The sequence below is a fragment of the Pseudoalteromonas sp. SR41-1 genome (assembly GCF_014164015.1).
GTDB lineage: Bacteria > Pseudomonadota > Gammaproteobacteria > Enterobacterales > Alteromonadaceae > Pseudoalteromonas > Pseudoalteromonas distincta.
The window spans coordinates 164,650-185,573 of the sequence record NZ_JACJEK010000007.1; the positions used below are offsets into that span (position 1 = coordinate 164,650).

Annotated in this window: 18 protein-coding genes; 17 read left to right on the top strand and 1 reads right to left on the bottom strand. The window is 38.0% G+C overall.

Annotated features, from left to right (window positions below; genetic code table 11):
* The 12 genes from prmC (at position 1) to H5118_RS08155 (ending at position 12,953) form a co-directional block, all read left to right on the top strand.
* Positions 1-840: a peptide chain release factor N(5)-glutamine methyltransferase gene (prmC, locus tag H5118_RS08100; RefSeq protein WP_182733438.1), complete on the top strand. Its 840-nt coding sequence runs from the start codon at positions 1-3 to the stop codon at positions 838-840.
* A 54-nt stretch (positions 841-894) separates the two neighbouring features.
* A complete protein-coding gene (locus tag H5118_RS08105; RefSeq protein ID WP_024595292.1) occupies positions 895-2,439 on the top strand; it encodes a response regulator in 1,545 nt (514 codons plus the stop codon).
* A gap of 29 nt (positions 2,440-2,468) precedes the next feature.
* Positions 2,469-2,843, top strand: a complete 375-nt coding sequence (locus H5118_RS08110; protein WP_007583965.1) for a SirB2 family protein — start codon at positions 2,469-2,471, stop codon at positions 2,841-2,843.
* A gap of 149 nt (positions 2,844-2,992) precedes the next feature.
* A complete protein-coding gene (locus H5118_RS08115; protein ID WP_002958558.1) occupies positions 2,993-3,820 on the top strand; it encodes a tetratricopeptide repeat protein in 828 nt (275 codons plus the stop codon).
* Positions 3,821-3,834: 14 nt separating this feature from the next.
* Positions 3,835-5,088: a DUF819 domain-containing protein gene (locus H5118_RS08120; protein ID WP_024595290.1), complete on the top strand. Its 1,254-nt coding sequence runs from the start codon at positions 3,835-3,837 to the stop codon at positions 5,086-5,088.
* A gap of 9 nt (positions 5,089-5,097) precedes the next feature.
* Positions 5,098-5,952: a 3-deoxy-8-phosphooctulonate synthase gene (gene kdsA, locus H5118_RS08125; RefSeq protein ID WP_002958560.1), complete on the top strand. Its 855-nt coding sequence runs from the start codon at positions 5,098-5,100 to the stop codon at positions 5,950-5,952.
* Between the two features lie 121 nt (positions 5,953-6,073).
* Entirely contained in the window at positions 6,074-6,976 is a 903-nt protein-coding gene (locus tag H5118_RS08130) for a transcriptional regulator GcvA (RefSeq protein ID WP_002958561.1), read from the top strand.
* Positions 6,977-6,978: 2 nt separating this feature from the next.
* Positions 6,979-7,614, top strand: a complete 636-nt coding sequence (locus tag H5118_RS08135) for an alpha/beta family hydrolase (RefSeq protein WP_182748450.1) — start codon at positions 6,979-6,981, stop codon at positions 7,612-7,614.
* Between the two features lie 19 nt (positions 7,615-7,633).
* Positions 7,634-8,002 carry a DUF423 domain-containing protein gene (locus tag H5118_RS08140; protein ID WP_182748451.1) on the top strand — a complete coding sequence of 123 codons (369 nt, stop codon included), beginning with the start codon at positions 7,634-7,636 and terminating at the stop codon, positions 8,000-8,002.
* Positions 8,003-8,019: 17 nt separating this feature from the next.
* Complete coding sequence (rlmM, locus tag H5118_RS08145; protein ID WP_024605425.1) at positions 8,020-9,105, top strand: 23S rRNA (cytidine(2498)-2'-O)-methyltransferase RlmM; 1,086 nt, start codon at positions 8,020-8,022, stop codon at positions 9,103-9,105.
* A gap of 16 nt (positions 9,106-9,121) precedes the next feature.
* The gene (locus H5118_RS08150; protein ID WP_182748452.1) at positions 9,122-12,430 is read left to right on the top strand and encodes a PKD domain-containing protein; all 3,309 of its coding nucleotides are present in this window, start codon (positions 9,122-9,124) and stop codon (positions 12,428-12,430) included.
* A 1-nt stretch (position 12,431) separates the two neighbouring features.
* The gene (locus tag H5118_RS08155; protein WP_024605426.1) at positions 12,432-12,953 is read left to right on the top strand and encodes a hypothetical protein; all 522 of its coding nucleotides are present in this window, start codon (positions 12,432-12,434) and stop codon (positions 12,951-12,953) included.
* Positions 12,954-13,026: 73 nt separating this feature from the next.
* Here H5118_RS08155 and cysZ read toward each other — a convergent pair whose 3' ends face one another.
* Complete coding sequence (cysZ, locus tag H5118_RS08160) at positions 13,027-13,737, bottom strand: sulfate transporter CysZ (protein WP_182671383.1); 711 nt, start codon at positions 13,735-13,737, stop codon at positions 13,027-13,029.
* 310 nt (positions 13,738-14,047) lie between these two features.
* On the opposite strand from cysZ, the gene H5118_RS08165 reads away from it, so the two are divergent.
* The 5 genes from H5118_RS08165 (at position 14,048) to speA (ending at position 20,924) form a co-directional block, all read left to right on the top strand.
* Positions 14,048-16,300 (top strand): EAL domain-containing protein, encoded by a 2,253-nt coding sequence (locus H5118_RS08165; protein ID WP_182748453.1) that lies wholly within the window; start codon positions 14,048-14,050, stop codon positions 16,298-16,300.
* Between the two features lie 207 nt (positions 16,301-16,507).
* Positions 16,508-16,969 (top strand): GNAT family N-acetyltransferase, encoded by a 462-nt coding sequence (locus H5118_RS08170; RefSeq protein ID WP_002958569.1) that lies wholly within the window; start codon positions 16,508-16,510, stop codon positions 16,967-16,969.
* Between the two features lie 232 nt (positions 16,970-17,201).
* Positions 17,202-18,071, top strand: coding sequence for an MYG1 family protein (locus H5118_RS08175; protein ID WP_154903389.1), 870 nt, complete (start codon positions 17,202-17,204; stop codon positions 18,069-18,071).
* Positions 18,072-18,148: 77 nt separating this feature from the next.
* Positions 18,149-18,481, top strand: a complete 333-nt coding sequence (locus H5118_RS08180) for a YnfA family protein (RefSeq protein WP_007378102.1) — start codon at positions 18,149-18,151, stop codon at positions 18,479-18,481.
* 529 nt (positions 18,482-19,010) lie between these two features.
* Positions 19,011-20,924: a biosynthetic arginine decarboxylase gene (speA, locus tag H5118_RS08185; protein WP_002958572.1), complete on the top strand. Its 1,914-nt coding sequence runs from the start codon at positions 19,011-19,013 to the stop codon at positions 20,922-20,924.

Below are 20,924 nucleotides of genomic sequence, written 5' to 3' on the forward strand. Positions count from 1 at the left end.
GTGGCTCACACTCTTGAACAAGCAATTGCTGCAGGTGCTGACTTATTAGCACTTAGCAGCGAAAGTGCTAAATTAGATGCACAAGTTTTACTTCTTCATATACTTCAAAAACCTCGCAGTTACCTTTTTACTTGGCCAGAACATGCGCTTAGTGATGAGCAACAATCGCAGTTTAATGTATTTATCCAAAGACGTTTAAAAGGTGAGCCCGTAGCCCATATAACTGGGCTGCGTGAATTTTGGAGCTTATCGCTTGAAATTAACGCAACGACCCTAATACCTCGACCAGATACTGAAACATTAGTCGAGCAAGCACTTGAAATAGCGCTACCCGCTACAGCAAAGGTGCTGGATTTAGGCACAGGTACTGGTGCAATAGCGTTGGCACTGGGTAGTGAAATGCCTAATTGGCAAATTACTGCAGTAGATAGAGTAAGCGATGCAGTTGCACTTGCTACACGTAACCAGCAGCGATTAGCGATTAATAATGTACATGTTAAACAAAGTAACTGGTTTAGTGAGTTGCATGGCGAAAAATTCAATTTAATTGTCACTAACCCTCCTTATATAGAAAGTAGTGATATACATTTAAATCAGGGTGATGTGCGCTTTGAGCCTCTATCGGCATTAGTGGCTGATGATTGCGGAATGTCTGATATTAAACAAATAATTACACAATCACGTGACTATTTGTCATCTAATGGCTATCTTTTAATAGAACACGGTTTTGAGCAAGGTGAAGCTGTTCGTCATTTTTTTGAAAAAATGGCGTTTGTTAATATTAAAACAGTGAAAGACCTTGGTAACAATGACCGTGTAACACTTGCACTGTGGCCCTAGAGAATAATAATTGCCTACTAGTGCGTTAAATAATGCCATGAAGGAATTTCGACTATGATGGGTGATTTTTTATTTTCAGATGAACCAGAAGAAACAATCGATGAGATTGAACACGGTACCTGGAAAGTATTAATCGTTGATGATGAACCTGAAGTTCATGCTGTTACAAAACTAGCACTGAGTGATTTTGAATTTCAAAATAAACGCTTAGAGTTTATTAGTGCCTACTCAGGTGCTGAAGCGAAAGAGCTCATAAAAGAGCATCCAGATGCCGCTATTGTGCTACTTGACGTGGTAATGGAAACCGACGACGCTGGTTTGCAGGTTGCTAAGTTTATTCGTGAAGAAGCTAAAAATAATCATATACGGATTATTTTAAGAACAGGCCAACCTGGCCAGGCACCTGAACGTCAAGTCATTATTAATTATGATATTAACGATTACAAATCGAAAACGGAGCTAACGGCTCAAAAATTATTTACTGTTATTATGTCGAGCCTACGCTCGTATCGGGATATTATTTCGATTGAGCAATCACGCGAAGGGCTTGAGAAAATAATTATAGCGTCTCGTGATATTTTTTCTGCGCATTCAATTGAGCACTTTATTGAAGGCGTTATGCAGCAATTAACATCTTTATTGGGTATTGCTGATCAAGCTATGTATGCCACCACTTTAGTTGCACAAAACCCAGAACATGAAAAAAATAAAAAACTAATAGTTTGCTCTGGCACTGGCGATTTTGAAAAAAGTGAAGGTAAAGAGCTTGATGAGGTATTACAAGCTGAGCAGTTAAGTGCGTGTCATCAGGCGCTTAATGATAAAAGTATTATTTATAAAGATAATTACTTATTTGCGTACTGCAGTAGTGAGTACAATCATAACTCAATGCTGTTCATATCAGGTGTCCCAAAGGATTTAACGGATACTCAGCGTCATTTAATCAAAATATTTTCTCAAAATGTGCAACTTGCCTTTGAAAATGTGCAGCTTCAGTCTGAAATAGAAGCGACACAACAAGAGCTTGTTTATAGGTTAAGTGAAGCAGTAGAGCAGCGCTCAACCGAGACAGGTAATCATGTTAAACGTGTAGCACATATTTGTCATATTTTAGCTGAGGGCTATGGTTTATCTAAACATGATGCAGATTTAGTAAGGTTGGCGTCTCCTCTTCATGATGTAGGTAAAGTGGGTATTCCTGATGCGATTTTAAACAAACCAGCAAAGTTAGAACCTCAAGAATGGGAAGTGATGAAAACCCATACTGATAAAGGCTATACTATTTTAAAAGACTCTCCCCATGAAATTGTGAGTACAGGTGCAATTATTGCAAAAGAGCATCATGAAAAATGGGATGGGTCTGGTTACCCACAAGGTCTAAGCGGAAACGCAATTAATGTATTTGGTCGCATAGTCGCACTTGCTGATGTATACGATGCACTTCGCCATAAACGGTGTTATAAAGAGCCTTGGACATTACAAAATGTGGTTGATGAAATTAATGCTGAAAAAGGCACACATTTTGAACCAAAAATGGTTGAAGTATTTAACGAAAAGCTTGATGAGTTAGAGGCGGTTCTTAGCCGTTTTCCTGATTAGATTTTTATAAAACAGAAGTACAGGGGCATATGGATTATTTAGCAGTAAAGCACTCGCACATGGCAATTGCGATGTTAAGTGTAATATTATTTTATGTTCGCGCTTTTTCGCGAATGGGCAGTGGTAAATTAGCAAAAAATAAAGCAGTAATGATTGGTAGTCACAGTATAGATACTTTGTTATTAGTGTCTGCACTTACGCTTATATTTATGGCCAAAATTAATCCGTTTGAACAATATTGGCTATTAGAAAAAATAGTTTTAGTGGTTATATACATCGGTATTGGGGCTAAAAGCGCCAGACAAACTAAAATGACGGCTAAAGTTGCTTACGTTTTAGTTAATACCGCTGTTATTTTAGCGATAGGTTATTTAGCGACGTCTAAATCAGCTTTTTTGCTTTAAGTAATATCTGACTATTTGAGCTTTATAGTTGTTTTGTAAAGCTCAAATACAACTCCCTCTCAGAAAATATTCAAATACACCTCTATATTGGTATATAGCTTTAAAGTTAGGTAAACTACGCCTTCGTTTTCTAAAATGTTGCAGTATTAATGACTACCCTCGGGTTTGACGAACACGATGAATCTTATCTTGATGATGCTTACGATGAATTTACACCTCCAGCGATTTACCGCTGTATTAAAGCAGAGTCAAAGTGGGACCCTCAGATAGATTTAACACCATGTTATGAAACTTTAACTGACTTTGAACAGCAAATTTCAGCGCTGTGTTTAAAAGTGAGTGATGAGCACGATCGCCTCGAAAAATTATTAGATATGTTTTACAGTGATTGGCTATTTAGTGCATCAGGTTTAAAAGTGCCTGAATATAAATTAAATACATTAAGCTATACGCTTTCTATGCGCAGTGGTTCACCTACAACACTGGCAATTATACTTTGTCATTTTTTACAACAAGCTAACTGTGACGCGAACCTTAGTCTTACCCAAGGTGATGTTGGTGTACATGTGGCGATTAGTGATGAAGAAGGCTACATAATAGAGCCAAGCAGTGGACAACAAAGTTGGTATATTATCCCTGAAAACGCAGATGAAGATGATGGTCAAGAGCAAGAGCCACTAGAACTGATTTTTGATGACGAAGTATATAAGTTATTTTTAGCTCAGCAAAAATGGTCTTTCATTAGCGAAAATAAATTTGGTCATGCTTTAACCTGTGTAGAGATGCTAATGGAGTTAATAGGCGACGACCCGTATGAGAGACGCGACAGAGGTTACTTATTAAATCAGCTCGGTTGCCCTAAAATGGCACGTGATGATTTACAGTTTTTTGTAGATGAGTGTCCGGACGATCCTGCAATAGAGATTATTCAACACCAAATAGAAGAACTAGAAGATAATAATAAAACGCACCATTAAGAATAGGAATAATTATGGTTGAAACTCAAAGCGCATTAATTACAAATGATGCCGTTGTGCTTGGTTTGCTTGCTATTATTTTGGGGTTTATTTTTAAAACCTCAAACAGTGAGCGTCCAGCTTTAAAACGTTTTTATAAATACGTACCTGCTTTATTACTGTGTTACTTTTTACCTTCGTTATTAAATACCTTTGGTATTGTAGATGGTAATAAATCTAATGTTTATTATGTGGCTTCGCGCTACTTACTACCTGCCTGTTTAATACTACTTACCATTAGTATTGATTTAAAAGCGATTATTAACTTAGGCCCTAAAGCACTTATTATGTTTTTAGTGGGTACTTTAGGCATTGTTATTGGTGGGCCATTAGCTATTTTAGTAGTGAGCGCATTTGACCCAAGTATTGTTGGTGGGCATGGCCCAGATGCCGTATGGCGCGGTATGACAACTGTTGCAGGTAGCTGGATTGGCGGCGGTGCTAACCAAGCATCAATGAAAGAAATGTTTGAAGTTGGTGGTGATATATTCTCAGTCATGATTACAGTAGATGTAATTGTCGCTAATATTTGGATGGCTGTTTTATTGTTAATGGCAGCAAATCATAAAAAGATTGATGCAGCGACGGGTGCTGATACAAGCGCAATTGAAGATTTGAAAAAGCGTGTGGAAGAATATCACGCAGAACATGCACGCATCCCAACTCTTAATGATTACATGACGCTGATTGCAATTGCATTTGGTATAACTGGCTTAGCACACTTTTGCGCTGACTTTTTGGGGCCGTACTTTGGCACTACTTATGAATGGGCAAAAGAATACAGCTTAAACAGTAAATTCTTTTGGCTAATTGTTATATCAACAACGATTGGTATAGGCTTATCGTTTACTAAAGTGAGGCAAATAGAAGCGTTTGGCGCTTCAAAAGTAGCTTCTAGCTTTTTATATATTTTGGTTGCATCGATTGGTTTACACATGAATGTAACCGCTATTTTCAATAACCCTGGGCTATTTTTAGTGGGTGCAATTTGGATGTTAGTGCATGCAAGCATTATGTTAATTGTGGCTAAACTGATTAAAGCACCGTTATTTTATATGGCAGTGGGTTCTCAGGCTAATGTGGGCGGCGCAGCGTCAGCACCTGTTGTAGCATCAGCGTTTCATCCGTCATTAGCGCCTGTTGGTGTCTTGTTAGCTGTACTGGGCTACGGTGTGGGTACTTATATGGCTTATATTTGTGGATTAATGATGCAAGCAGTTGCACCTTAAGGAATTTAAATGAAAGACCAAATTATTAAAATTAATGAAATTGAACTTGCAAACAACAAACCGTTTGTCTTGTTTGGTGGTATTAACGTATTAGAATCTCGCGATTTAGCAATGCGTGTTGCAGAGCATTACGTAGAAGTTACGACGAAATTAAATATTCCTTATGTATTTAAGGCCTCATTTGATAAAGCTAATCGCTCTTCAATCAATTCGTACCGCGGTCCAGGTATGGAAGAAGGTTTAAAAATATTCGAAGAAATTAAAAACACGTTTAAAATTCCACTAATTACTGACGTACATGAACCGCATCAAGCTGCACCTGTTGCAGAAGTTGTTGATGTAATTCAGTTACCTGCTTTTTTAGCGCGTCAAACAGATTTAGTTGTGGCGATGGCTAAAACAGGTGCAATTATTAATGTGAAAAAACCACAGTTTTTAGCGCCACATGAAATGCGTCATATCATTACTAAATTTAATGAAGCTGGTAATAACAACGTAGCCCTTTGTGAGCGTGGTTCTAGCTTTGGTTACAACAACCTTGTGGTTGATATGCTGGGTATGGATGACATGAAGGCAATGGCACCTGTTATTTTTGATGCAACACATGCGTTACAACGCCCTGGTGGACGAGCTGACTCTGCTGATGGTCGTCGTGCACAAGCAGCAGAGCTTGCGCGCAGCGGTATGGCGTTGGGTATTGCTGGTTTATTTATCGAAGCGCATCCAAATCCTAACGAAGCTAAATGTGATGGCCCATGTGCGCTAGCGCTTAGTAAGTTAGAAGGCTACTTAACGCAAATGAAAGCGGTTGATGATTTAATTAAAAGCTTTGCCCCACTTGATACAAGTGCAAGCGATTTATAATTAAGCATGATGTTTATTAAAAAGCGACTCAGGTCGCTTTTTTTATGCCTTTAATATACACAAACTTATATGATGTATATAATCTCACGCATAAGAAAAACTAATTCTAAGCTTGGTTATTATGTCAAGACGGGTACCTCCATTAAACGCATTAAAAGCCTTTGAAGCGGCTGCACGCCATTTAAGTTTTACAAAAGCTGCAGAAGAGCTTTATGTAACGCAGGCGGCAGTAAGTCATCAAATAAAAACACTTGAAGAGCATTTAGGGCTGAAGTTGTTTTTACGTAAAAACCGCTCTTTATTGTTAACTGAAGAAGGCCAAGGCTATTTTTTAGATATTAAAGAGATTTTTACTCAGCTTATTGATGCAACTGAAAAGCTATTAGCTCGTGGCGCTAAGGGCTCACTAACGGTAAGCCTAACCCCTAGTTTTGCTATTCAGTGGTTAGTGCCTCGTTTGAGTTTGTTTAATGAGTTACATCCAGAGATAGATGTTCGAATAAAAGCACAAGACCAAGATGAAAACTCACTCACGGATGACGTAGATATTGCTATTTATTATGGAAGGGGTCATTGGAATGGCGTACAAGCGTACAAGCTTCATACCGAATATTTAGTACCACTTTGTAGTCCTATGTTATTAAGCGGATTAAAGCCGCTTGATCAACCTAGTGATTTAGCGCATCACACACTATTACACGACACTACACGTAAAAACTGGAAAACGTGGATGAAAACCGCAGGCGTGCGTAACATCCAGGTAAATCAAGGGCCTATATTTAGCCACTCCTCTATGGTGTTACAAGCAGCGGTACATGGACAAGGTGTGGCAATCGGCAATAGTGTATTAGCTAAACCCGACATAGACGCAGGGCGTTTGGTAATTCCGTTTAATCATAGCCTAGAGAGTAAAAATGCGTATTACTTAGTGCTTCGTGAGTCGCAAACAGAGCTTGGTAAAATAGTTTCGTTTAAAGAGTGGATGCTGAGCTTAGTAGAGCATGAGCAAGAACATGAGTATTAATAATGATTGAATGGTTTAAAAGCACGGAGAAACCTGCAATAGCACAGTTTATATTTGCACATGGCGCAGGTGCTGGTAGCGATTCTGACTTTATGCAGCACATGGCAAAATTAATAAGCGAGCAGGGTGTTGATGTTGGTTTATTTGATTTTGAATATATGCAAATCGCTAAAAAAACTAATAAACGCAGGCCTCCTGAGCGAGCACCAAAGCTACTTATTTATTATGAACAAGTGCTAACGAGTGCGCAGCCAGATTTGCCGTTGTTTATAGGCGGTAAATCGATGGGCGGTCGCATGGCATCAATGCTTGCATGTAGTACAGAGCAAAGCCTTTCAGGTGTTATAGCATTTGGTTATCCATTTCATCCGCCGGGTAAGCCAGAAAAATTACGCACCGATCATTTTGCTGATATTGTTTGCCCTTTTTTAGTATTACAGGGCGAGCGAGATACATTTGGTACACGTGAAGAACTGCTTACTATGAAAATGCCAAAGCAGCCTTTGTTTACTTGGCTGAGTGATGGCGATCACTCATTAAAACCACGTAAAAAAAGTGGCGTAACTGAACTGCAAAATAGAGAAAAAGCAGCGTTAAGTGCTGTTGAATTTATTAAGCAACAAATTGAGATACGTTAAGACTCGAGCAGGAGGTTAGATGATTAAATTATTTTTAATGACCGGTAGTATTTTTTGTATGCTTTCGGTGATGTTAGGTGCATTTGCTGCCCATGGTTTAAAAAGCCGCTTATCGGAGTATTCATTAGGCGTTTTTAAAACGGCTGCTGAGTATCAAATGGTACATGGACTTGCACTTATGGCGGTGGCTATTTTAATTAAATGGGGCATAAACCTGAGTTGGGCTGGTGGCTTTTTTATAATGGGCACACTACTTTTTAGTGGTAGTTTATATTTACTCGCTCTAACAGGAATGAAGTGGCTTGGGCCTATAACACCGCTTGGTGGGTTGTGCTTTATTATTGGTTGGATTGTTATTTTAGTGCAAGTTGCACGATTTAAGTTTTAAAGAGTTTAAGGGTTAATATGTCTAGTGTTGTGATTTTTTGTCGTAGTGGTTTTGAAAACGATGCCGCTGCTGAAATAACGTTTCATGCTGCAGAGCAAGGTTTTGCAGGGTATGTAAAAGCAAAACCAAATACAGGTTATGTTGTTTACGAATGTTTTGAAGCGCATCACAGCGACGAAATAATCAAAAAAGTTGATTTTAAAAACATGGTGTTTGCACGTCAATGGTTTGCCGGCACATTACTTGAAAACATGCCAGTAGAGGACCGTGTGAGCGCAGTAGTTGAAGCTGCTAAAGATTTTACATTGTGCTCAGAACTGCGCGTTGAAACGCCAGACACAAACGAAGGCAAAGAGCTTTTAACGTTCTGTAAAAAAATCTCAACACCGCTTAAAAAAGCCCTCGAAAAACAAAATACAGTACTGCGTGAGCCAAAAGCAAATCGCCCAGTAATGCATGTCATGTTTTTAACAAACAATACGGCTTATGTTGGTTACTCGTATAGCTTTAATAATTCTCCATTTTTCATGGGTATTTTGCGCCTTCGTATGCCAAGCGATGCACCGAGTCGCTCAACGTTAAAACTCGATGAAGCATTTAACGTATTTATACCTGAGCAACAACGCGAGTCACGCGTAGCTGCTGGTATGCGCAGTGTTGATTTAGGTGCATGCCCAGGTGGTTGGACTTATCAGCTTGTACGCCGTGGTATGTTTGTAAGTGCGATTGATAACGGCCCAATGAATGACGATTTAATGCAAACTGGGCAAGTTAAACATTTTAGAGCCGACGGTTTTAAATATCGCCCAGAAAAAAGAAATATTACTTGGTTAGTGTGCGATATGGTGGAAAAACCGACCAAAGTGACTACGCTAATGATTGACTGGGCAGTAAATGCATACGCAAAAGAGTTTATATTTAACTTAAAGCTGCCTATGAAAAAACGCTTTGATAGTGTTTATGAATGTCTTTCGATGATCAGAAAAGAGCTTGAGAAACAAGGTATCAATTACGAGTTGCAAGCTAAACATCTATATCATGATCGTGAGGAAATAACCGTTCATTTAAACGTTACTAAGGTGCCACAAAATTTGTATAGTTAATATGTAGAGGCTAAAAGTGGTAAAAAACAATATTAATAAATGGCTAAGTTTACTTTTTTTATCACTTTTAATCACAGGCTGTGGCGGGGGAGGCGAAAGTAGTGATACAACTACGGCCCCTGGTAACGCTGCGCCCAGTGTTACGCTTTCGGTTAGCAGTAACGTTATTACTTCTAATCAATCATTTACTATTACAGCGCTTGCAAGTGATAGCGACGGACAAATTGCCAGCTATCAATGGCAACAACTTAGCGGGCCTGAGTTTACGTTTACCTCTAACGGTAACACGCTTACAGCCACTGCACCTAGTGTAACAACCGATACGACCTTTAGCTTTTCGGTTACAGTTACTGACAACTCAGGTGCTACTGCACAACAAGTTTTTTCAGGCACTATCACCTCTCAAAATAATGCTCCTACAGTTAATATAACAGGCCCAAGTAGTGCACTTGCCAGCACACAAGTTAGTTTAGTTGCTAACGCTCAAGATACAGATGGCACTATAAGTAATATTAATTGGATTCAGTCTGCTGGGGACAATGTTGAGTTTTCACAAACTGATGGAGTCCTTAGTTTTACCGCCCCTAATGTATCTGAAAATACAACACTAGGTTTTAGCGTAACCGTAACTGACAATGCAGGTAAAAGCGCTCAAGCGAGTAAAACGGTTTTAATTAATCAAGTAAATAGCGCGCCAACAGTCATTGTTACAGGCCCTGAAGAAGCTGAAAAAGGTGACAGTGTAACCTTAGTTGCAGATGCACAAGACAGCGATGGTAGTATTAATAGCATAACTTGGCAGCAAATAAGTGGTCCTGTAGTTGAACTTACTCAAACACAAACAAGCATTAGTTTTAATGCGCCCACTGTTGCACAAAATACCAATGTTACATTTGTGGTTACTGTAACCGATGACGATAACGCTACAAATAGCGCTCAAAAAACAGTTGTAGTATTAGCACCAAACAATCCACCAACTGCAGATGATGTAAGTATTAGCGTGCAATATAATCAAGCCACAGAATTTAGTTTAGTAGTTAGCGATGCTGATAACGATACGGTTCAGATTGATTTTGGTGATGATTTAAATGGTGCACAAATTAGTGTTATTGATGCACAAGCCTTACTTTTTAGCTACACGCCTCCTGCAAACAGTATTACTTCACAAAGCTATACGTTAACTGCGTCTGATTCAAAAGACACAACCGAATTTACCCTGAATATTACTGTGGTTGATTCAACGCCCGCTACAATTAGTAATGTAACACCCCAAAGTAATAATGACCCAGTTCTTGTAGATAGCCCTGTTAGTATTACATTTTCAGATATTATGCTAACGAGCACTTTAGCAGTTAATTCTAGTAGTGGTGTTTGTACAGGAAGCGTACAAGTGTCGGCAGATAATTTTACTACTTGCTTGGCCTTAAATATTGAAAGTTTGTCGGGTACTACTAGTGACACAAGTACTTATTTTCATACTGTAAATGTAAGCGCAAGCTTTAATGAAGATACCCAATATATTGTCCGTGTTACAGCTGATTTAACTAATTTTGATGATACGGCCATTGAAACGCAAACCGCTACTTCTTTTACTACCTCTAGCCAAGATATAAAAATAACTGAAGTTTCTTCTGTGCAATTTAGTAACGACTTACCTTGGATTGAAATTTATAACGGCACAGGGGCTGCTGTAAACTTACAGAGTTACTCGCTTAAAACCCGCAGTATTAATATGATTAATAGCTCGACTAGTGCAGAGACAACTTTTTCACTGCCCAATAAAGAGCTTGAAAATGGTGAGTACCTTATTTTACAAAGCAAGTTTGGAGATGATTTTTTAGTCAGTGCATCAGTTAACAACCCTAAAATAGCGCTTGTGGGTAATGCTAGTGATGAAATTAGACCTTATTGGTACATAAACGGTTTTGTAGAATTACTTAATAGTGCAGGTACACAAACAATCGACTTTGTAAAATTTGGTAACTCAGTACAAGAACCAGTAACGCCATCACAATGGCAAGGTGGTAACGCAGAGCAAATCAACTCCGAGCAAGGAGGCAGCTTAAAGCGCGAGCTTAATGCGACAGACACTAATCAAAGTACTGATTGGAGTTATTCTGTGTTTAACACACCCGCTGGGCCAAACAATATAAATTGCACAATAGATGATGATGAGGATGGTATTCCTGATTGCGCTGAGCAACAGGGTACAACATTCGCGGGTTTACCACTTTATGAGTGGGGGGCGCGTACCTCACAAAAAGATATATTTATTGAAGTTGATTATATGGACAGCACTGATGTAGGTATTACTCCACATCGAATCGCACTTGAAAAAGTAGCCACTGTTTTTGCAGAAAAAGGCTATACAGTCCACTTTGACGTAGGTGATTTGTTTGATCAAAATACAAATACAGCACCGCAAAACTTTGATTTAGGTGGCGGAAATCTTGTCCCTTTTAACAGCTATACCCCGTTTGAATACGATTTAAGTAGCCCTAATTTATTTGCTTATAAAATGGAATTTAGCGATATAACTCGCAGGCCCATTTTCCATTATTTATTAATGGCAAGTAGTGGTAACGAAGACGGTAGTATTAGTGGGTCGGGTATTGCTGAGATAAGCGGTAATGATTTAATGGTAACTATGGGAGGCTGGGGTTTAACGCTTGATACGCAAGTAGCAACCAATGTAACTTATAATTATCAAGCATCAACAATATTTCATGAGTTAGGTCATAACTTAGGTTTATACCATGGCGGTGATGAGGAGGTTAATTTTAAGCCTAACCACCTCAGCTCCATGAATTATTTATATCAATTAGCGGGTTTATCAACAATAGGTAATAACGAAGGCGATCGTTACTATGAGCGTTTTTACCCAGGCAATGCTAGTTGCGATATTGCACCAAATACTAATAGTCATTTAGGCTCTACGGATGATTTTATTATTGATTATTCAAATGGTAGTTCAGCAGATTTAAATGAAAGCACCATACTTGAAATACAGGGGTTAAATAGAAATAGCTCACTACCAGTTGATTTTAATTGTAATGCAATTTACACCGAAAGCTTAACCAGCTTTGATACTAACCAAGATAATACAATATCAATACTGAGTGATGTAGATGAGTGGAGCATGCTTAATTTACAGTTTTATATGCAAAGTGCAGGTAATCGATTTGGCGTGCCAAATACAAATAACAGTAAGGTGCATAATTTACAAAGCTCGCCTACTAATATTGAAACGCTGCCCAGTTATATAAAAGAAGCACAGCCTAGTAGTGCAATTATTGCTGAGTTAAAAGCAATTAAAGAGCAATAGTATGAAGCCAATGCTAAGCACTAAGTTTATTATCTTGAGTAGTTTTTTTAGCTTACTAATAGCGTGTAGCGATACTAACAATGCACGTGAGTGGTTACTAAAAAATGATAATTTGTATTATAAAAATACAGCTGTTGACTGGCGAATTGAATCAGTAAAGGACTGTAATACATGCGTTATAAGCCAAGATGTTGTTTATCAGCCTGAAGGTATTAGTCGTTATAATACGTTAATGCAGAGTCAGAATTGGGTCGCGGTACATGAACTAAGTAAAATCAATGTCATTCGTTTAAAGATGCCAGACCAAACACCTTATTTATACGTAGAGCGTGTAAAAGGTCAAATACTAAAGCTGTTTGATCAGCAGCAAAACTACAGTATAAAAATTGGTGAAGTTACAGCCGTTAATATTAATAATCAGCGCTTTAGTATTTTGATTAAAAAATTTGAAGAAGTAGATAAACAAAGCGATGCATTACCAAGGCGTGCATCGCTTGAGTTTATTGCTTTAAAAATAGATTAAAAAAAGCACCTTAGGTGCTTTTTAATCTAGAATGCGGTGTCCTTCGAATATTGAAAAGTCAGCAACCTTTTAATTAACTGCGATATTTTGGACGATAGTTATCTACCCATAAACGTGTTGCACCGCACACTGCGACTGGCATAACTATTAAGTTTATAAAAGGGATAGCAGTTAACAACATAACAGCAAAACCAAATCCGTATGACAAACCTTGCTTAGATTTTAAATCGTCTTTCATTTGCTTAAAGTCAATTTTATGATTATCAAACGCATAGTCTTCGTATTGAACTGCGTACATCCAACAAGTAAATAACACCCATAGTATTTGACCAATGACCGGTAAAACCCATAACAATATAAAAAAGCCAATTGCGCGAGGAAGGTAGTAGCATAGTTTTGTCCACTCACGGGCAAGCATGCGAGGTATATCTTTAACTAGTTCGGCAAAGCCGTCATCGTTAATTTTTTGACCTGTTAGGTAAAGCTCAACTTTTTCACTCAAGAGCGCATTGAAAGGGGCTGCAATAAAATTAGTGATAACTGTAAAGAGCATACTATAGCTAAACAAAACAACTAATACGGCAATAGGCCACATTAGCCACTCTAACCAGCTTAACCACTCGGGGAGCATGTTGTTTATGTAGCTAAAACTATCACTTAACCAGCCAACTAAAAAAAACAGCGAGCTACCAAACAGCAAAATATTAATCAATAGCGGAATAAGGACAAAACGCTTTAGCCCTTTTTGGCTAATTAATTTAAACCCCGAAAAAAAGTATTCCATACCTTGTGTGATCTGCACTGTAACCTCAAAAAATATTTACCATTACTTATAGTATAAATAGCTTAAAAATTTTGAACAGTACTTTTAAGTAACAAAGTGTTAGCTTTAATATTGTGGTTTTGTTTATATAGTAACAATAGGTGTTCAGTAATATGCAACTATGATTATTTAAGACAGGCCCGATTATTTTTTGCCAATAAAATAAAAAACTTACTAATCATGACTATACTGAACTTTACTGCGTAAGAAAAAAGCGCTTGATTAAAGCTTTTGTTGTTTCAATGTGTATAAATAATACGGGTAAAGGAAAATGGGTACGGATAGGTTAAAAAAGTTATTATCTCACCAGCAAGGCATTTTATCTAAAATTGCATTAGGGGTACCTTTAACTGAGGTGCTTACTGAAATTTGTTCATCAATCGAGCAGATTATTGATGATGAATCCGCTAGGTGTTCAATCTTATCAGTTAAAGGCCAGCAGCTTTTTCATTGCGCAGCTCCTAATATTCATCCAGAGTACTGTAGTTTGCTTAATGGAGTCTATATAGGGCCAAAAGTGGGCTCATGTGGTACTACTGCATTTTCGAAATCGCGCACTATTGTTGAAAATATCGAAACTTCACCGCTGTGGGAGGACTTTAAAGACTTAGCACTAAAGTTTGGTCTTAAGTCATGTTGGTCAACGCCTATTTTTTCAACTCAAGCCGATTTATTAGGCACCTTTGCTATCTATCACAGCACTCCTAAATCACCATCAAAGCAAGACTTAGAGTTAATCGATTTTTTTGTACACTTTTCTAGTATCGCTCTTGAAAAAAGTAACGAATTTAACAAAGCAAAACAGCTGCTCGCGAATTTACAGCAAAGTAATGAAAAGTTTAAAGCCTTCACTAAGGTAATGCCTGATCTCATTCTTATTTTAAGTGAAGAGGGAATTTATACCGATGTGTATGGTACCTCTAATGAGTTACTGCTTGATTCAAGCAAGGACCTTATTGGTCAAAGTGTTAAGGAACTGCTCTCCCAAGACGATGCACAAATGATAATGGACGTTATTAAAAAAACACTCTCGACTAACGAGACGCAAATTTTTGAATATGAATTAGCTGTACCAAAGGGGAATATAGTTTTTGAAGGCAGGGCTGCTGCATTAGATCATTACCACCCCAATAGTCCTACAAAAAGGCACGTAGTATGGATGGCCAGAGATATTTCAATAAAGAAAAAGGCCGAACAAGAAGTACATAAGCTTGCTTTTTACGACCCATTAACGAATCTTCCAAATAGAAGAATGCTTAGCGACAAATTAAGCATGTGTGTGGAGAGTGTTAAGCGTGATAAAAATATAGGGGCGTTATTATTTTTAGACCTAGATAATTTTAAGCGTATTAATGATTCACTTGGGCACAGTGCGGGTGATGAAGTACTTGTGGAATTATCAAAAAGGTTAAGCGCAATAATAAAAGGCTCTGATACGTTGGCCAGAGCGGGTGGCGATGAGTTTATTATTTTACTAAAACACGTTGGAGAAAATACACAGCAGGCGAGCATCGAGTGCAAAATAGTAGCCAAAGAGATTCAAAGAGCTTTTCATGATAAATTTGAAGTGGGCAACCTTGCATTTCAAGTAAGCTGCAGCATAGGTATTTGTCTAATTGATAGCGTAAATGCGCAGGCAGGCAATATATTAAAATTTGCAGACACGGCTATGTATCGTTCTAAAAATAAAGGGGGGAATAGCAGTAGCTTTTACGATCCAGCCTTACAAACACTGCTTGAAAAACAAACTGAACTAGAAACCGATATAGTCAGGGCGATTGCATCTGATGAGTTTTGTGCTTATTTTCAGCCTCAGGTAAATACGTATGGTGATGTTATTGGTGCTGAAGCACTCATTAGGTGGAACCATCCTCAAAAAGGGTTAATAGCGGCAAACGAATTTATACCAATTGCAGAGCAATACGGGCTTATTCAAAAACTACAAAATATTGTTTTACATGATATATGTATTTTAATAAACGAACTTAAAGCAGATAACATAATAGACGACTCGTTTAGTGTTTCAATTAATATTAGTCAAAGCCAGTTTAATTCATCAAATTTAAAAGGAGAGCTGTTTAGCACTATCAATAAATTTGATATTCGGGCACAGCAAATTAAGTTAGAAATAACTGAGTCAATGCTCTCAAGCGATATAGATTATACAATTAGGCAAATGAAAGAACTCATTGCCGCTGGCTTTTTATTTTCGATTGATGATTTCGGAACCGGTTACTCCTGCTTAGCGTACTTAAGCGCGTTTCCTGTTAAAGAATTAAAAATAGATAAAAGCTTTATTGATAAAATTTTAGATAGCACGGTTGGCTTTAATATTGCGCAAACAATTATCAGCCTAGGAAAAAGCTTAAACTTAGAGGTAGTTGCTGAGGGCGTAGAAACAACAGAACAATATGACTTACTTAAAAAAATGAATATTGACGCCATGCAAGGCTACTTAATTGCAAGGCCGATGGATAAAGAAGGCTATTCAAAATGGCATAGCGCTAATACTAATGCGCAATAATACTTGAACATTACTATTTATTAATTAGTAATAGTTTAGCAAAATTTACACACTTGCTAGGCCACTTTTGCTCTTTTAGCTGGAGAAATGTCCTAAGCCATATGCTAAATAAGGAGTAAAGATTTTTTAATTAAACAATGCTAAGCTATGACCGCTTAAATATATTATTTAAAGCTTAATAAACTTATAACAATGAATGGAAGCTTTATGCAGTTAGTCGATTTGAACCCGAATGATCCCGACGTGGTAAATGTATTTGATGATATAGACCGGCTTATAAACTCTTTATATCCTGTTGCTACCGCACAGTCTCTGGAGTTAAACGAATTAACCTTACCTAATGTGTACGCTATTGGTTTAAAAACTGAAGAAGGTATTATTGCCTGCGGTGCGATTGTAGAGAAATTTGATACCCAGCCTTACGGCGAAATAAGACGTTTATATGTAAAACCAAGTCATCGTGGTAAAGGGCTATCAAGACGTATTATGCAGATTTTATTGCATCAAGCTGGCGAAAAACAAATCCCGTTAATACGCTTAGAAACAGGCCCAAAACAAATAAAATCAATCAATTTATATGAAAATTTAGGCTTTAAACGCTGTAGCAGTTTTGGCTCATATGTAGATAATCCACAAAGTGTTTTTATGGAATTAGGGCTTAGTAAATAAGTTCATTAACGCTGCGACATGTTAAAGCTTAATGTGTCGTAAATATCTGCCTTCATTATTATCTTGTAATAAAAGTCATACTCAAACTAGTAACTATAAAAGCAGCTTTTATAGTGATGCAAAAATACTTCACTGTTTTTAACACCTGTCTTCGTATAAAATCTGCCTCGATAATTAGTGACTAACTTACAAAGCGAGAATTTTTATCTTTTCTAAAAGTAGCAATAAACAAATGAGCGAAATAACAGTAGTAACCCACAATGGTAATTTTCATGCAGATGACGTTTTTAGTATTGCGGTACTTAAACATGTTTTGCCAACGTTTAAATTGGTACGCACACGCGATAAAGCGCTTATAGAAAGTGCCGACTACGTAATAGATGTAGGTGGGGAATACGATCCTGAAACTAATCGCTTTGATCATCATCAACGTGGTGGTGCAGGCGAGCGAGAAAATGGCATTCCTTTTTCATCATTTGGTTTAGTGTGGAAAAAATACGGCTTAGCACTGTGTGATGATAACCAGGCCGTTGCTGATAGAGTGGATTCAGGCTTAGTTTCAACTATTGACGCCATTGATTGTGGTCATGTTGAAGGTGTATCAAAAGGGATAAGCTTGAGCCAAACAATTTCAATGTTTAACCCTACATGGGAAGAAGAAAGTAACTTTGATACCTGTTTTGATGAAGCCGTTGAATTTGCAGCACGTATGCTCATTCGTTTTATCGCCTCAGCTCACGGTAGTGTTAATGCAAAAGAGATTGTCGCCAGAGCAATTGAAAATGCAGACGATGCCAGAGTAATCGTGCTTGAAAAGTACACACCGTGGAAAAAAACAGTGCATATTTTATCAAGTGAGGCGCTATACATGGTTTACCCATCGCATTCTGGGCAATGGATATTACAAACAGTACCCGTTGAGCCTGGCTCGTTTGAAGATAGAAAACCGCTTCCTAAAGCATGGTCTGGTTTATCTGATCAAGCGTTCGTAGATGAAACAGGTATTGATGACGCAGTGTTTTGCCATAATGGTTTATTTATAGCGGGTACCAAGTCGTTTGAAAGCACAATGAAACTTGCCACTATGGCGCTTAGCGAATAAAAACGCAGATTCATAACGAATACTAAGCATAACAATTTGTATTGATTGTTATGCTTGTTATTTTTGCGCGGAGCATTATGTTTGAATTAAAAACAATCGCACTTTTTACTATTACAGCCTTAGCAGAAATAGTGGGTTGCTATTTGCCCTACCTTTGGCTTAAGCAAGATAAGAGCATTTTACTTTTAATTCCTGCAGCGTTAAGTTTGGCACTATTTGCATGGTTGCTATCTTTACACCCTACTGCAGCAGGGCGTGTGTATGCTGCTTATGGCGGCGTATATATTTGTGTTGCGCTATTATGGTTATGGGTTGTAGATGGCGTAAAGCTTACTATGTGGGATATTATCGGTGGTCTAGTTGCACTGCTAGGTATGGCAATAATTATGTTCGCCCCAAAAAGTGCATAGCTAGCTTATACCCAATTAATCGAATTCGCTTATACACTACTGCAATTTCCCACTTTCAATACCACAGGCAATACCTAACGCTACATATGCGCCGGTGGATGTATGCTAAGCGTTTTTGACGTGCAGTTTTTATTCACTTTGCAGAATACATAGGTATTACTTGGTCACAACACGCAGCCTCAACTGTGAGTAATTGAGGTGTTGAGAACGTCTTGCTCTAATCCATCAAAAGTAAATTTTATAAACAAAGTAACTCAAGATGAATTTTATTGAACGAGCTAATTCATTTTTACTAATAAAATTTATAATGAGTCATTTAAAAATAGCCATTTTTTATAACTTTTCTTATCTTTAAAATCATCAAAGTCCTGTTTTATATATGCTAGCGGGCAATAGTTGTTTGGTTATTTTTTTAACATCAAAAATCACTCGTTACGAGTAAAAATACTTGTTGGACTTGAATCTCTATTTTTCTTTTAATGCGCGGCACTAGCCGAGCCGGCATTAATTAAATAAAAGAGAAAGATAAATGAAAGAGACAACATCACTAGAACAAGCTCGTACGAGCTACAATGTTCGTCATTGGAGCCAAGGTTTTTTTGGTATTAATGATCAAGGTGATGTGTATGTTGCACCCAAGGCTCATGCACCAGAGCAAACCATTGCATTAACAGATATCGCAAAGCAACTACAAGATAAAGGTTTAAGCTTACCTGCTTTAGTTCGTTTTCCGCAAATTTTACACCATCGTGTACACAGCTTATGCGGCGCATTTAATACTGCGATTGAAAACTATGGTTACCCTAAAGACTATCTATTAGTTTACCCGATAAAAGTAAACCAACAACGTGAAGTGGTTGAAGAAATAGTAGCAAGCCAAGCACAAGTAGAAAAAAAGCAACTTGGTTTAGAGGCAGGCAGCAAGCCAGAACTACTCACAGTATTAGCATTAGCTGAAAAAACCAGCGCTGTTATTGTATGTAATGGCTACAAAGATAAAGAATACGTACGTTTAGCACTTATTGGCGAAAAGCTAGGTCATAAAGTGTATATCGTACTTGAAAAGCTTTCTGAGCTAGACATGGTGCTTAGCCAAGCAAAAGAGCTTAACGTAAAACCACGCATTGGTATTCGTGTACGTTTAGCGTCGCAAGGTAAAGGTAAGTGGCAAGCGAGTGGTGGCGAAAAATCAAAATTTGGTTTATCCGCATCGCAAGTTTTACATGTAGTTAATCGTTTAAAAGGCGCAAACCAGCTTGATTTATTGCAGCTTGTGCATTTTCACTTAGGGTCACAAATGGCGAACATTCGTGACGTACGTTTAGGTGTAAGCGAAGCTGCGCGTTTTTACTGTGAGCTACGTAAATTAGGCGCAGAAATTGATTGTCTTGATGTAGGCGGTGGTTTAGCTGTTGATTACGACGGCACGCGTAGTCAGTCGCATAACTCTATGAATTATAGTTTAGCTGAATATGCGAATAACATTGTGTACACCATTGGTGATACATGTAAGCAATATGAGCAACCAATGCCGACTATTATTTCTGAGTCGGGTCGTGCGCTTACGGCGCATCATGCTGTGCTTATTTCTAATGTTATTGGTACTGAAAGTTACACGCCAGAAGAGTTAGTAGCGCCAGCGGCAGATGCACCCCTGTTATTAAAAAACATGTGGGCATCGTTTGTACAGTTAACTGATTTAACGGATGACCGTGCATTAATTGAGATTTATCACGACAGCCAAGGTGATTTAGCTGAAGCGCATAACCAATTTGCACTCGGGTTATTAGACTTATCGCAACGTGCATGGGCTGAGCAAATTAATATTCGTATTTGTTATGAACTCAACAAGCACATGGATAATAAAAACCGTTTTCATCGTCCGATTATTGACGAGTTAAACGTACGTTTAGCCGATAAGTTTTTTGTAAACTTCTCGTTATTTCAATCCCTTCCAGATGCATGGGGCATTGATCAAGTGTTTCCGGTATTGCCATTAAGTGGCTTAACTGAAGCACCAAAAAAACGTGCCGTATTACTTGATATAACCTGTGATTCAGATGGCGCACTTGAGCATTACGTAGATGGACAAGGTATTGAAAGCACACTACCAGTGCCAGAGTTTAGTGCTGATAAACCTTATTTAATGGGCTTTTTCTTAGTGGGTGCTTATCAAGAAATTTTAGGTGATATGCATAACTTGTTTGGTGATACGCACAGCGCAATTGTTAATATGGATGAGCAAGGCGTTGCAAGTATTACCGAGATAAACCAAGGTGACACTGTTGCCGATATGATGCGCTATGTACATTTAGATGTTGAAAGTTTTCAGCAATCATACGAGCAGTTAGTAAGCACTAAAATTGAAAAACACGAACAGCAAAGCGTTTTAGACGAGTTGCAAAGCGGCCTTGATGGCTACACTTATTTAGAAGAGTTATAA

Coding starts and splice junctions, on each gene's coding strand:
- kdsA (WP_002958560.1), top strand. CDS start 5,098: ATGAAAGACCAAATTATTAAAATTAATGAAATTGAACTTGCAAACAAC.
- H5118_RS08115 (WP_002958558.1), top strand. CDS start 2,993: ATGACTACCCTCGGGTTTGACGAACACGATGAATCTTATCTTGATGAT.
- H5118_RS08155 (WP_024605426.1), top strand. CDS start 12,432: ATGAAGCCAATGCTAAGCACTAAGTTTATTATCTTGAGTAGTTTTTTT.
- H5118_RS08120 (WP_024595290.1), top strand. CDS start 3,835: ATGGTTGAAACTCAAAGCGCATTAATTACAAATGATGCCGTTGTGCTT.
- H5118_RS08135 (WP_182748450.1), top strand. CDS start 6,979: ATGATTGAATGGTTTAAAAGCACGGAGAAACCTGCAATAGCACAGTTT.
- H5118_RS08165 (WP_182748453.1), top strand. CDS start 14,048: ATGGGTACGGATAGGTTAAAAAAGTTATTATCTCACCAGCAAGGCATT.
- cysZ (WP_182671383.1), bottom strand. CDS start 13,737: ATGGAATACTTTTTTTCGGGGTTTAAATTAATTAGCCAAAAAGGGCTA.
- H5118_RS08140 (WP_182748451.1), top strand. CDS start 7,634: ATGATTAAATTATTTTTAATGACCGGTAGTATTTTTTGTATGCTTTCG.
- H5118_RS08180 (WP_007378102.1), top strand. CDS start 18,149: ATGTTTGAATTAAAAACAATCGCACTTTTTACTATTACAGCCTTAGCA.
- H5118_RS08130 (WP_002958561.1), top strand. CDS start 6,074: ATGTCAAGACGGGTACCTCCATTAAACGCATTAAAAGCCTTTGAAGCG.
- rlmM (WP_024605425.1), top strand. CDS start 8,020: ATGTCTAGTGTTGTGATTTTTTGTCGTAGTGGTTTTGAAAACGATGCC.
- H5118_RS08170 (WP_002958569.1), top strand. CDS start 16,508: ATGCAGTTAGTCGATTTGAACCCGAATGATCCCGACGTGGTAAATGTA.
- H5118_RS08105 (WP_024595292.1), top strand. CDS start 895: ATGATGGGTGATTTTTTATTTTCAGATGAACCAGAAGAAACAATCGAT.
- H5118_RS08175 (WP_154903389.1), top strand. CDS start 17,202: ATGAGCGAAATAACAGTAGTAACCCACAATGGTAATTTTCATGCAGAT.
- H5118_RS08110 (WP_007583965.1), top strand. CDS start 2,469: ATGGATTATTTAGCAGTAAAGCACTCGCACATGGCAATTGCGATGTTA.
- speA (WP_002958572.1), top strand. CDS start 19,011: ATGAAAGAGACAACATCACTAGAACAAGCTCGTACGAGCTACAATGTT.